This is a genomic window from Streptomyces sp. R-74717 (assembly GCF_047305335.1).
Lineage (GTDB): Bacteria > Actinomycetota > Actinomycetes > Streptomycetales > Streptomycetaceae > Streptomyces > Streptomyces atratus.
The window spans coordinates 1,786,337-1,797,842 of record NZ_CP102361.1; the positions used below are offsets into that span (position 1 = coordinate 1,786,337).

9 protein-coding genes are annotated in these 11,506 nt (G+C 68.3%); 3 read left to right on the top strand and 6 right to left on the bottom strand.

The features are described 5' to 3' along the window. The first annotated feature begins 11 nt into the window (after nucleotides 1-11). The gene (locus NRF20_RS08035; RefSeq protein ID WP_413752294.1) at nucleotides 12-548 is read left to right on the top strand and encodes a DUF4232 domain-containing protein; all 537 of its coding nucleotides are present in this window, start codon (nucleotides 12-14) and stop codon (nucleotides 546-548) included. 58 nt (nucleotides 549-606) lie between these two features. Here the strand turns inward: NRF20_RS08035 and NRF20_RS08040 are convergent, their stop codons facing one another. The 6 genes from NRF20_RS08040 to NRF20_RS08065 form a co-directional block, all read right to left on the bottom strand. Then, nucleotides 607-2,664 carry a phosphocholine-specific phospholipase C gene (locus NRF20_RS08040; RefSeq protein ID WP_413752295.1) on the bottom strand — a complete coding sequence of 686 codons (2,058 nt, stop codon included), beginning with the start codon at nucleotides 2,662-2,664 and terminating at the stop codon, nucleotides 607-609. 242 nt (nucleotides 2,665-2,906) lie between these two features. Beyond that, nucleotides 2,907-4,169 (bottom strand): cytochrome P450, encoded by a 1,263-nt coding sequence (locus NRF20_RS08045; RefSeq protein ID WP_398630674.1) that lies wholly within the window; start codon nucleotides 4,167-4,169, stop codon nucleotides 2,907-2,909. Then, a complete protein-coding gene (locus NRF20_RS08050; RefSeq protein ID WP_398630673.1) occupies nucleotides 4,166-5,479 on the bottom strand; it encodes a cytochrome P450 in 1,314 nt (437 codons plus the stop codon). Before NRF20_RS08050 ends, NRF20_RS08045 begins: the two co-directional genes overlap by 4 nt. Before the next feature lie 105 nt (nucleotides 5,480-5,584). Beyond that, nucleotides 5,585-6,409 (bottom strand): SAM-dependent methyltransferase, encoded by an 825-nt coding sequence (locus NRF20_RS08055; RefSeq protein ID WP_398630672.1) that lies wholly within the window; start codon nucleotides 6,407-6,409, stop codon nucleotides 5,585-5,587. A 181-nt stretch (nucleotides 6,410-6,590) separates the two neighbouring features. After that, nucleotides 6,591-7,652 (bottom strand): alpha/beta hydrolase, encoded by a 1,062-nt coding sequence (locus tag NRF20_RS08060; RefSeq protein ID WP_398630671.1) that lies wholly within the window; start codon nucleotides 7,650-7,652, stop codon nucleotides 6,591-6,593. Nucleotides 7,653-7,676: 24 nt separating this feature from the next. Next, the gene (locus tag NRF20_RS08065; protein ID WP_413752296.1) at nucleotides 7,677-8,936 is read right to left on the bottom strand and encodes an esterase/lipase family protein; all 1,260 of its coding nucleotides are present in this window, start codon (nucleotides 8,934-8,936) and stop codon (nucleotides 7,677-7,679) included. Nucleotides 8,937-9,464: 528 nt separating this feature from the next. Here NRF20_RS08065 and NRF20_RS08070 point away from each other — a divergent pair. Together NRF20_RS08070 and NRF20_RS08075 are read left to right on the top strand one after the other, a co-directional pair. After that, a complete protein-coding gene (locus tag NRF20_RS08070) occupies nucleotides 9,465-9,860 on the top strand; it encodes a hypothetical protein (protein ID WP_398630668.1) in 396 nt (131 codons plus the stop codon). A gap of 1,030 nt (nucleotides 9,861-10,890) precedes the next feature. Then, nucleotides 10,891-11,370 (top strand): hypothetical protein, encoded by a 480-nt coding sequence (locus NRF20_RS08075; protein ID WP_413752297.1) that lies wholly within the window; start codon nucleotides 10,891-10,893, stop codon nucleotides 11,368-11,370. Nucleotides 11,371-11,506: the final 136 nt, after the last annotated feature.

Below are 11,506 nucleotides of genomic sequence, written 5' to 3' on the forward strand. Positions count from 1 at the left end.
GGAGAAACACCATGCGTCTCCGCTCTGCTCTCGCCTCCGCACTCACCGTCGCAGCCGCCCTGACGCTGACCGCCACCGCAGCGTCGGCCACGACCGGCAGCGCCGCAACCCGGGCCGTGAGCCTCCCCGGGATCTGTCCGGAGAAGGCCCTCGATGTGCATGCCTCACCCGGCGGGCAGCAGAACGTCGCCCGTATAAGCGTCACCAACCATGGCGACCGGGCCTGTGTCGTGGACCGGATCCCGACGATCACCTTCCGGGGTCTGGACGGCTCCGCCGAAGCCGTGCCACCTGCCGAGAGCGGACCCTACATCCTCGCGCGGGGCGAGCGAGCATACGCCACAGTCCGCACTGCGGACCCGGCGGCCACCGAAGGGCATGTCGTCGGCAGCCTGTCCGTCTCGGCCGACCCCTCCCACCTGGGCGTCACCTTCCGTGCGGCCACCGTGGGCATGCCCAGGGGTGTCCATGTGTGGGTGCCGGTCACCACGCTCTGGCAGGAGTCGCGCGCTGCGGCGGACAGCGCCCTGGCGGACGCGTTGGGCTGACAGGCGGGGCGGGGGCATGGGCACCTGCCCCCGCCCGCGGCCCCGCCCGAACTGCGGTTCAGCCGGTGATCAGGGCCGGATCGCTCGTACCCGCCTCGCCCGTCTCGACGTGGCCGGCGAAGCGGCGCAGGAATGTGGTGTCCGTGTCGGAGACCACCGAGATGTCGTACCAGCGGCTGCTCCCCCGCAGGTCCACCGAGTGGGTAACGGTCGCGCCCGCGCGTACCGTGAACGTCTGGACTGATCCGGTGTATGCGTCGCGCACCGTCAAATGGACGTCCACGGAACCAGCATGATTCATCGTCAGGTCAAGATGCCCGTTGGTGGCGTTGTGGCGGGCGGTCACCTCGGGCCCCGCCGCCTTGCCGGGTCCCTTGAAGGTGCGGAGGAAGCCGTTCGGACCGTACACGCTGAGGTTGGTCACACCGCTCGAATAGGCCGTGTTCCAGGCGTCGGAGAGGCTCTTGCCTGCCTCGGTGGTGTACGTCCACGGTCCGTCGGTACGGTTGGCGGACGTCACCAGGAACTGCGCCCCGGCAGCGCCGCCACCGCTGAAGGTGAGGCCGTACTTTCCGGTGGCCGGGTTCGCCGAGCCGTCCACGAACGGCGCGTACGGGAGCGGCCGGGTGGGCCGGGAGCCCGGTTCCTGTTTCGGCATGCTGCCGACGGCGGGCGGCGCGGGCACATAGTCGGGGTGCCGATTGCGGTCCGGGGGCAGGTACCCGGCCGTGGAGGGCAGGGCGACCGGGGCGGTGTCCGTACGGCCGAAGTCGAAGGCGGAGGTGAGATCACCGCAGATGGCGCGACGCCAGGGCGAGATGTTGGGTTCCTTCACCCCGAAGCGACGTTCCATGAACCGGATGATCGAGGTGTGGTCGAAGACCTCGGAGCAGGAGAACCCTCCGGTGCTCCACGGCGAGACGACCAGCATCGGCACGCGCTGCCCCAGACCGTACGGGCCTGCGGCGTAACCTATCCTGCCCGCGAAGTAGTCGGCGGAGGTCGCCACGGTGGACAGCCCCTGCGCGGCCCCGGACGGCGGGTACGGCGGCACGATGTGGTCGAAGAAGCCGTCGTTCTCGTCGTACGTGATGAACAGGGCGGTCCTCCCCCACACCTCCGGGTTGGACGTCAGCGCGTCCAGCACCTGCGCGATGTACCAGGCACCGTAGTTCGCGGGCCAGTTGGGGTGCTCGGTGAAGGCTTCCGGGGCGGCGATCCAGGAGACCTTCGGCAGGGTACCGGCCTTCACATCGGCCTTGAGCCTGTCGAAGAGCCCGTCGCCGTTCTTGGCGTCAGTGCCGGTGCGCGCCTTGTCGTAGAGGGGGTCGCCGGGCTTGGCATTGCGGTAATTGTTGAAGTAGAGCAGCGAGTTGTCGCCGTAGTTCCCGCGGTACGCGTCGCTGATCCATCCCCAGGACCCTGCGGCGTCGAGCCCGTCACCGATGTCCTGATAGATCTTCCAGGACACCCCGGCCTTCTCCAGTCGTTCGGGGTACGTCGTCCACCCGTACCCCGCCTCGTCGTTCCCGAGCACGGGACCGCCGCCGGTGCCGTCGTTTCCGGTGTATCCCGTCCACATGTAGTAGCGGTTCGGGTCCGTCGAGCCGATGAAGGAGCAGTGGTACGCGTCGCAGACGGTGAACGCGTCGGCGAGGGCGTAGTGGAACGGGATGTCCTCGCGGGTGAGGTAGGCCATCGTCGTCGCCGACTTGGCGGGCACCCACTGGTCGTACTTGCCCTTGTTGAACGCCCAGTGACTGCCCGCCCAGTCGTGGTTGAGGTCCTGGATGAACTGGAGCCCGAGGTTGTCGGCCGCGGGCCGGAACGGCAGCACTTCCTTGATGCCGGACGACTGGTGCCACACCGGCTTTCCGCTGGGCAAGGTCACCGGACGCGGGTCGCCGAAGCCGCGTACACCCTTGAGCGTGCCGAAGTAGTGGTCGAACGAGCGGTTCTCCTGCATCAGCACGACGATGTGCTCGACGTCCTCAAGGGTGCCGGTGGCGCCCTTGGCCGGGAGGGAGGCGGCACGGGCGATGCTGTTGGACAGCATGGTGAAGGCGGCAGTGCCTCCGGCGAGTTGCATGAAGCGGCGTCGGTCGAGTTCAGCCATGGGTGAGGGCCTCTGTGGGGTGAGGAGGTGTAGGGGCGCAAGCGACTGGAGTGTTCCAGAGTCCGCCGGGCTGCGAAAGAGCGACGTGGTGTGGGCACGGTGGCGCCCCGCCGAACAGCAACCGACGAACGGGGGTGCGCGGCGGGCGCGGCCTCGGTAACCGGTCCGGCCCCGATCCGCCCGGACAGGCCGGAGGGCCGCCCGGGCGGATCGGGCGACCCTCGGTGTCTCCTCGATACGCGTCAGCCGTGCAGCAGGACCGGGAACGCTTCCATGTCGTTCTGCGTCATCACCGGCAGCTTGCGGATCTCCTCGTCCGCAATGGCCGACCGCAGTCCGGGAAAGCGCCGGAACAGTGCGGGCAGGGCAATGCCGGCCTCCACACGGGAGAGCGCCGCTCCGGGGCAGATGTGGGGGCCGTGGCCGAAGGTCATGTGGCGGATCGGGGCCGGCCGGGTGATGTCGAAAGCGTCGGCGTCCGGCCCGTGCTGCTCGATGTCGCGTCCGATGGCGCGGTAGGAGATCACCACGCCCTCGCCCTGCGCGATCACGTCGTCGCCCACCTGAATGTCCTCGGTGGCGAACCGCATCAGCAGATGGGTGGTGGGGGTGTCCCAGCGCAGCGTCTCCTCGATGACCGTCTCCCACGGGATCTCGCCGTCGAGAACCTTGCGCAACTGTTCGGGGTGGCTGAGCAGGGCGCGTACGGCATTCAGGATCAGCCCGATGGTGGTCTCGTGCCCGGCGGCCACCATCGCCTTGAGATTGCCCACCACCTCTTCCTCGGTGAGTGGCTCTCCGCCTTCTTCGGCAAGGATGAGCGCGCTGGTGAGGTCATCGGCCGGCCGGGCGGTCCTCTCGCGTACGAGGGCGGCGTAGAAGACATCCAACTCGGCCAGCAGTGCCAGGCGTTCCTCCTGCGGTGTGAGCATGGAGAAGAACGCCTTGTACCGCTTCATCAGCATCGGGTGCTCGGCCTCGTCCACCCCCATCAGCATGCCGACGACCCGCATCGGCAATGGCTGCGCGAACACAGACTTGAGGTCGACCGCACCGCCCTTGTTCTTCTCGCTCTGCTCGGCGAGGGCATCGAGCAGTTCCTCGGTGAACTTCTCGATCTCCGGGCGTATCTCCTCCAGCCGGCGCGGTGTGAGTGCCTGGGAGGTCTTGGTACGCAGCCGTCGGTGCTCCGACCCGTCCACGGTGAACATGGAACGCCCTGCATCGATCATGCCGATCAGCGGCCAGGCGTGCGTGACCTCCCCGCGCTGCCAGAGCCCCCAGGCGTCGAGATCCTTCACCAGGCGGGGGTCGACGAGCAGTTGACGGGCCACGGCATGCCGGGTGATGGTCCAGGCCGGAACGCCGAGCAGTTCGATCCTGGCGAGCGGACCGGCGTCACGCAGCCGCGCCGTCTCACCGTCGAGATCCTGGACCAGCGGGTCGATGACGACGACCCCGCCACGCAAAGTGGCCTCTTGGGCAGCAGCGTGCGGGCAGTTCAAGCGAATTCTCCTGTCGGACGTACGGCGGTGAACCGGACGGGCAGCGCAGTCATCCCACGCAGGAAGGCGGACTGTCGCCGGACGAGCTCCTGCGCCGGCACGGACAGCTCCAGGTCGGGCAGCCGGTCGAGCAGCACTTCGATGCCGGTACGGGCGATGATCTCTGCGATCTCCTGCGCGGGGAAGGGACAGCGGTATTCGCCGTGGCTGAACGCCAGATGCGCGCTGTTGCCTCCCTGACCGGAGATCCCCGCCGTGGTCGAGAGATGCTGCCGGATGTGCGGATCGGTGTTGGCGGCGCCCAGACCGAGCAGCACCATGTCACCGGCACGGATGCTCCTGCCGCCCAGCCGGGTGTCACGGGCCGCCCAGCGACCGGCGAGGATCTGCGTCGGACCCTCCTCCCAGAGCACCTCGTTCATGGCCTCGGCGACACTGTGCCGTCCGCCGGAGAGCGCGACGGCGAACTGATCGTCGGTGAGCATCAGCCGCAGCGAGTTGCCGATCCAGTCGGCGGTGGTGAGGTGCCCCGCGGCCGTGATGGCCATCAGGTCGAGCACGTACTCCTCATCGGTGAACTCGCCGGGGTACGCCAGCATCCGGGAGGTCACATCGTTCCCCGGCACGGCCTGCCGGGCCGCCAACAGCCGCTGCATGTGCTCCCCGAACCGCAGATGAGCCTCCTGCGCACCCGGTCCGCCGTCGGCGAGATCCCTCAACACGCCGGCGATCCGCGCCCCATCCTCATCGGGGAAGCCGACCAGACGGGCGAGGACGAGTACGGGGAGCGGTACGGCGAAATCGGCGATCAGATCGGCCGTACCGCGTTCACAGAACCCGTCGATGAGCCGGTCGGCCAACTGCTCACAGTCTCCCCGGAGTTCGAATGGCTCGACCTCATCCAGGGCCTGCCCCACCATCGCGGCGTGACGCCGGTGCTCGGCCCCCGCTGTGAAGTAGATGGACGGCATCGGCCGGCCGATCATCGGCAACAGCGGCCAGTCCTCCGGGATGTGCTCCCACTGATTCCACAGCCCGACGTCCCTGGGGAACAACTCGCCGTCACTGGTCACCTGGTGGAGTTCGCGGTACCCGATGACCAGCCAGGCAGGAAATCCGCCGGGCAGCTCGACGGGCACAACGGGCCCGTGTTCGCTCCGCATGGCGCGGTAGACGAGATGGGGTTCGGTGTGGAACTCGGGACCGCTGAGCCGTACGGCGGACGCAACGGCGCTCGCTGGGCAACCTCCGCCAGGCGCTGACACGGGGACGGACGAGCGCTCGGGCACGCCGGATGCGGGCGTCGTCATCGTGCGGACTCTCCTGTGCCGATGGCCTCGCGCGTTGAGGTCGGACGGTCAACGCGGGTTCACTATAGGGTTCACGTGCGGCCCGACGCCGACAGCGCCTGCGCGTCACTCCTTGACGCCGATTCCACCGAAGGCATCGACATCGGCGGGAACGGTCGCGCTGTCGGCGTCGGGCCGCCACTCACTGAGCCGGACGAATCCGGGGTCGAGGATCCGCAGCCCGTCGAAGAGCGTGACGATCTCGCAGGGCTCGCGGACGTAGTACGGCACTGCGCCGCTCTCGATGTATGCCTTCTCCGCGGCGATCATGCCCTCACTGGTACGCGTGCCGTCGTACACCACGAGGTGGCTGCCGGACGGCAGGCCCGCCATCAGCCGGCCCACCACCTCACGGGCCCGCGAGAAGTCGCCCGCGTGACCGAGTATGCCGAGCAGCATCAGGGCCACAGGCCGGTCGAAGTCGAGTGTCTTCGCGGCCTCGGCAAGGATGACGTCCGGCTCGTAGAGGTCGGCATCGATGTAGTTCGTGACCCCCTCGGGTGAGCTGGTGAGCAGCGCACGAGCGTGCGCCAGCACGAGCGGGTCGTTGTCCACGTACACGATGCGCGACTCGGGGGCGATGCCCTGGGCCACCTGGTGGGTGTTGTCGGCAGTGGGCAGGCCGGTCCCGATGTCCAGGAACTGCCGGACACCCCGATCCTCCACCAGGTGACTCACCGAGCGGCGCAGAAACTGTCGCCCCGCTACCGCGACGTCGACAAGGCCCGGGAAAAACGTCTTGATCTGGTCGCCGATCTCACGGTCGACCTCGTAGTTGTCCTTGCCGCCGACGAAGTAGTTCCAGAAGCGGGCGGAGTGCGGCCTGGTGGTGTCGATCCGGTCCGGCGCCGGCGTGGCGGGCGGGGTGACGGATGACTGCTGCTCACTCATGGAGGCCTCCGGACGCGAAAGTGATCAAGCTATGGCCTCAACCTACCTGGGCGTCAAAAGAGTTATGGGCATATGCGTTTTCGCCAACGTCCCGCAGCATCAGTCGGGCCGGCTTCCCCACCTCGGCGAGCAGCTCACGCGGCGGCTGATCCAGGTCCTCACGGGGGACAGCCCGGCCGTTTCACCGGCCCGCGGTGAGGGTGTCGAGGAGGGCGGCGGTGAACTCCTTGGGTTTGTCGATGTGGACGGCGTGGCCGGCGTCGAGGATGGCGGTTTCGCGTACGGAGCCCCCCGTGGCGGCATAGTGATCGAGTGCGTGGCGGGTCTGGGCGAGCATGGGTTGGGCCGGGCAGCGTTCGGCGCCGGGCCAGCCGGGGACGGCGCCGAGTGCACCGAGGTGGGCGAGGTCGAAGAGCGAGGTGTCGGAGACGATGAGGTCGTCGGTGCCGCGGATCCAGCCGATGGGCGGTTTGGGGTCGATCCGGTGCAGGTCGTCGATACGGAAGTGGGTGGGGGCCATGGCGTTGAGGACACCTCGGGGGCCGGGGGCGGTGCCGGGCCACTGGTCGCTGGAACAGGTGTCGCCGGGGTAATGGTCGTCACCGGTGCGGGTGGAGAGCATGGCGTCGACGAAGGTGTCCTCAAAAGCGGGGCGGAGCGGCGGTTTGACGTAGCTGGAGGCAAGGACGGCGCGGGGGGAGAGTGGCGAGTCCTCGCTGCGGTCGCCTTCTTTGAGGCGCTGGACGAATTCGGGGTTGACGGTGCCTGCGCCGGAGCCGGCGCCGTCGGGGTGGTTGAGTCGGCCGTCGGGGCCGTGGGTGCCGCCGAAGCCGTAGGGGGAGACGGGGTTGACGAGGGTGAGGCTGCGGACGGCGGTGGGGTGATCGCGGAGGTGTTGGAGTGCGATGCCGCCGCCCATGCTCCAGCCGACGAGGTGGACGCGGTCGAGGGCGAGGGTGTCACAAAGGGCGGTGAGGTCGTCGCTGTAGTCCCGGACGCCGCGGGTGGCGTCGACGGGGAGGGGGTCGGTGTCGCCGAAGCCGCGGAGGTCGACGGCGAGGGGGCGGTAGGAGTGCGGCAGGTCGAGCATGGTCTGCTGCCAGAAGGTGGCGGCGGAGACGTTGCCGTGGACGAAGAGGACGGGTTCGCCGGTCCGGTCGGGGAGTTCGAGGAGGTTGAGGGTGAGCCGGGGGGTGGTGATCCGTCGAGCGTGGATGCCGGGGAGGAGTGCGGGCGAGGTCATGGTCCGTCCTTGGGAGTGGCAGGGTCAGCCGAGCCAGGCGGCGATCTGGGCGCCGGCGGAGGAGTGCCAGCCGAGTTGGAGGTGGTTGGCGGTGGAGATGAGGGCGGTATCGGCAACGTTGGCGATGCCGGTGCGGTCGAGGGCACTGTTGACGAAGACCACGCCGTCGCTGGGTCCGCGGTTCTCGTTGTAGATGCCGAGGACGCTGGGGGATCCGCCGGCGAGGAGGTAGGTGGCGACGGAGCCGGGGATGCCTGCCTTGTGGAGGGGGGTGATCAGGGAGCCCGCGTCGATCGCGGTCTGGATGCCGCTGCCGGAGGTGTAGAAGCCCTGGCCACCGTGGTAGGTGGTGTACCAGTCCTGTTGGGTCATGTCGATGCCGTAGGTGGCGTCCCAGCGGGCGAGCATCTGGCGCTGTCCGGGATAGACGTCGTAGCCGCTGGTGGGGGCGAAGGCGAATTCGGGATGGGCGGTGTAGGTGCCGTAGCAGGTCATGTAGAGGTGGGGCGAGGGGGCGTTGACGCTGCCGCCGCACTGGGGCCAGATGCTGAAGTCATGGGCCCAGCCGTGGGCATAGGGGTAGTCGTAGCCGCCGTTGGGGCCGCCGAGCGTGATGAGGCGGCGTACGTCTCCGGCATAGGGGCGTCCCCAGGTGGGGCGAAGTGAGGAGACGTAGGCGCGGGTGGACATCTCCCCCTTGCTCCAGCCGACGAGGTCCACCTGGCCGACGCCGAGCCGGTCCTTGATGACGGCGATGGCGTCGCCGACCTGCTGGGCCTGCATCAGGTTGTCGCCCTGCTTATGGGCGAAGTTGACGGCGAAGACGCGGTAGCCGCGGGCGGCGAGGTACTGCATGAGTCCGGTGCTGGGGCAGGAGGCCGTACCGCAGCCGTAGCCACCGGCTTCGCCGGGGTTGGCCCAGGCGCGGTCGGCGTTGTCGTTGGCGCCGTGGACGAGGAGGACGGGGGTCTGGTGACTGCCGCTGTTCCAGCCGGGCGCGGAGTAGAGGAGGAAGCGGCCGGAGTAGGGCTGCTTGACGCCGCCGAAGAGGGTGCGTCGCTGACCGTCCTGGTCGCCACGGCCGTCCTGGGGGTACTGCTCGGAGTGGAATCCGCTGGTGGTGTCGAGGTAGCGGTCGACGCGGTCCCAGCCGTTGGCGACGGTGGTGTAGGTGGCTTCGAGGGTGAGGTAGCCGGGTGGGGCGGCGTGGGCCTGTGTGGTGGCTGCTCCGAGGCTCAGCAGTGTGAGAAGCAGGCCGAGCAGGGTGCTCGTTGCTCTGCGCATTGCGGCTCTCCCGTCCGGGGTGGGCTCAGTGGTCCGAATCCGCCACGGTAGGGCGGTGCGGGGGACCTTCCCATGGGGTGGGCAGCCATAGGTGCGGGGCGCAGGGGTGTGTCGTGTCCCCATGTCCGCCGGCCGCCGTCGATGCGCCGCCGCCCGGCCGGTTCGTACGGTACGCGGACCGGGCCCGACGATACGGGGGTCCGGCTCGGTCCGAGCGCGGACCGGGCCTGTAGGATCTCGCGGCCCGTGGCATAGCCCGATGCTTCGACCTGCGGTTTCTCGCGGTGTCTCACGACCGTTGGCATGCCTTCTGTCTCACGGTCATGTCATTTTCTCGGGCACTGACCACGGTTCCGCAACTAGCGCCCCGAGGTGGCTTGTCGAGACTCAGGTGAAGCTTGACGATTCGGCGTCGGGTGGTGCTTGACGTCTGACCTAGACGATCTCATGCCCCGGGACGGCTTCGTCTCGCCGTTCGAAAGCCCCTGCCCTGTTCGGTGGTCCTCGATGTGACAGTAAGGTTCCCGCATGGCAGAGGCGGAGATGGTCCGGCGGGCGCCCAGACAGCTAACCGAGATGCGCGATGTGTACGACCTCCTGGAGGAGGTGCGACTGCGCCCGGGGATGTGGGTGCGAGGGAGTTCGCTGCAGCATCTGAATTCCATGCTGTTCGGCTATCACGTGGCTTTGAAGGTTCACGGCGCCAAGGAAGAGCTTGACTTCCGGCAGGGCGGCCCGTTCGCCGACTGGCTGTGGCCGCAGCTGGGGTATGACTACGAAAGCTCCCTGGGCTGGGCGGTGGAGATCGAGCGCGCGGCCGAGGCCACGGGCCGGCCTGCGATCGAGCTGTTCTTTGAGCTGCTCGATGAGTTCCGTGCCGAACAGGGCTTCATGCCGAAGTATGGGTCAGGTTCGCCCGCATAGGGGTCGACGCCGGACTCCCACCGTCGTCGTTCCTCGCGCCAGTGGAGGAAGTGCGGAGAGGGCTCTCCCCAGAGGGAGGCGTCGCTGAGTGGGCACTCGTCGAAGCCCTTGGTGAACAGGCGCCGGAGGAACTCCGCCATTCCGCAGTCGTAGATTTTCCAGTAGGGCCGGCCATGCCGTTCCCACACGACAATGGGCCACTTGTCGGGGTCGTGGTCAACGGTGAGCCAGCCGAGGATGTCGGCTCCGCAGCTGACGCCCCAAGCGACAACAGAATCAGGTCCGGCATCGACCCCGTCCGGTCCTCCTTCGGACTCCCACATGTGCCGCATGTTGGCTGTCTCGGCCGCCATGCCCCCGAGGTCAGGGCTGTCGGCCGGCTGCGTGCTCGCTTCGGGGGTCACGATGCTCAGCGCGCCGTCGATGCCGCCGGCTCCGTACGTGCTCATGAAGGCGATGTAATCGGAGGGGAAGCCGACTCCCCAAGCCCGCCGGATCGCATCCCAGTCCACCTGCTCATCGGCCCCGTCATGTGGCGGCATCACCACCGTGAGCGCGGCGAGAACTGTTCCTTGAGACGGCATGTCCCCTCCAGTGTTGTGCATCGTCGGATGCAAGGTATCCGGCGCCACCGACATCGAGCTTCGAGGGGGTGGAATGTCAGTCGAGGACTTCGGTGACGGCGGACTGGGCGGCTTTCTCGTCGACGAGGGACCTGCACCTGCCGGCGGCGAACGTGGAGACGAGAGATTGCAGGCAGAGGTTGTTGACCACGCGGGGGAAGCCGCGCGATGTGGTGTGGATGAGGAATAGCGAGCACGGCAAAATCCGGACGCCGGTACACCAGAACCCACGCCGCCGGGCGCCCGCGCCTGCTGTCTCTGTGCTCGGGTGTCGGACCCAGGGATCTCTCGGGGTTCTCCCCCACTGAAGTCCGGGGTTTATCCGGTCGCCCGGACGACGCCGGCTCCGTAGGTTCTGCGGTGGGATTGAAACACCGCTCCACACATCAGCCTACGGAGGCCCCCTAGTGACCGCCCCATCGCGCCGGCAGCCGCGCACCCTTCACCCTCTCGTCGCGGCCTTTGTGCGGTTCGTCGTGTGTGGTGGCGGTGTCGGGCTCGCGTCGAGCGGGGCACTCGTACTGCTCAGCGACCGGATACCGATGGCTGTTGCCAATGCACTGGTCACCGTCGTTTCCACCGTGATCGCGACCGAGTTGCACGGGCGGGTCTCCTTCCGGAGCGAGCGGAAGGGGTGGGGGGTCCATCTTCAGTCCGGGGTGACGGTCGCCGTGAGCTATGCGTTCACGACGGGGGCGCTGCTCTGTCTGTACGCCGTCCGGTCCGAGCCCTCGGCCCTGGTCGAGCAGACGGTCTATCTGTCGGCGTCCGCTCTGGCGGGGATCGGACGGTTCGCGCTGCTGCGGGTCGTCGTCTTCGGCGACCGGAAGCAGACCCGGTCGCGCGATGACTCGCTGAGCAAGGCTGCGGTGGCAATGGCTGCGTGAGGGGTGGCGCCCGGGGCGTCCGTCGGATGCGCGCCGCTCCGTCATCTCCTGTCGTCTCTGCTCCGCCCCGGTGGTCGGCGCGGTGATCGCGCTGGTTGACTATCGTGGCCGGTCGCGTGGGCGGCATGGGTCCCAC

Coding starts and splice junctions, on each gene's coding strand:
- NRF20_RS08035 (WP_413752294.1), top strand. CDS start 12: ATGCGTCTCCGCTCTGCTCTCGCCTCCGCACTCACCGTCGCAGCCGCC.
- NRF20_RS08040 (WP_413752295.1), bottom strand. CDS start 2,664: ATGGCTGAACTCGACCGACGCCGCTTCATGCAACTCGCCGGAGGCACT.
- NRF20_RS08050 (WP_398630673.1), bottom strand. CDS start 5,479: ATGACGACGCCCGCATCCGGCGTGCCCGAGCGCTCGTCCGTCCCCGTG.
- NRF20_RS08055 (WP_398630672.1), bottom strand. CDS start 6,409: ATGAGTGAGCAGCAGTCATCCGTCACCCCGCCCGCCACGCCGGCGCCG.
- NRF20_RS08060 (WP_398630671.1), bottom strand. CDS start 7,652: ATGACCTCGCCCGCACTCCTCCCCGGCATCCACGCTCGACGGATCACC.
- NRF20_RS08065 (WP_413752296.1), bottom strand. CDS start 8,936: ATGCGCAGAGCAACGAGCACCCTGCTCGGCCTGCTTCTCACACTGCTG.
- NRF20_RS08070 (WP_398630668.1), top strand. CDS start 9,465: ATGGCAGAGGCGGAGATGGTCCGGCGGGCGCCCAGACAGCTAACCGAG.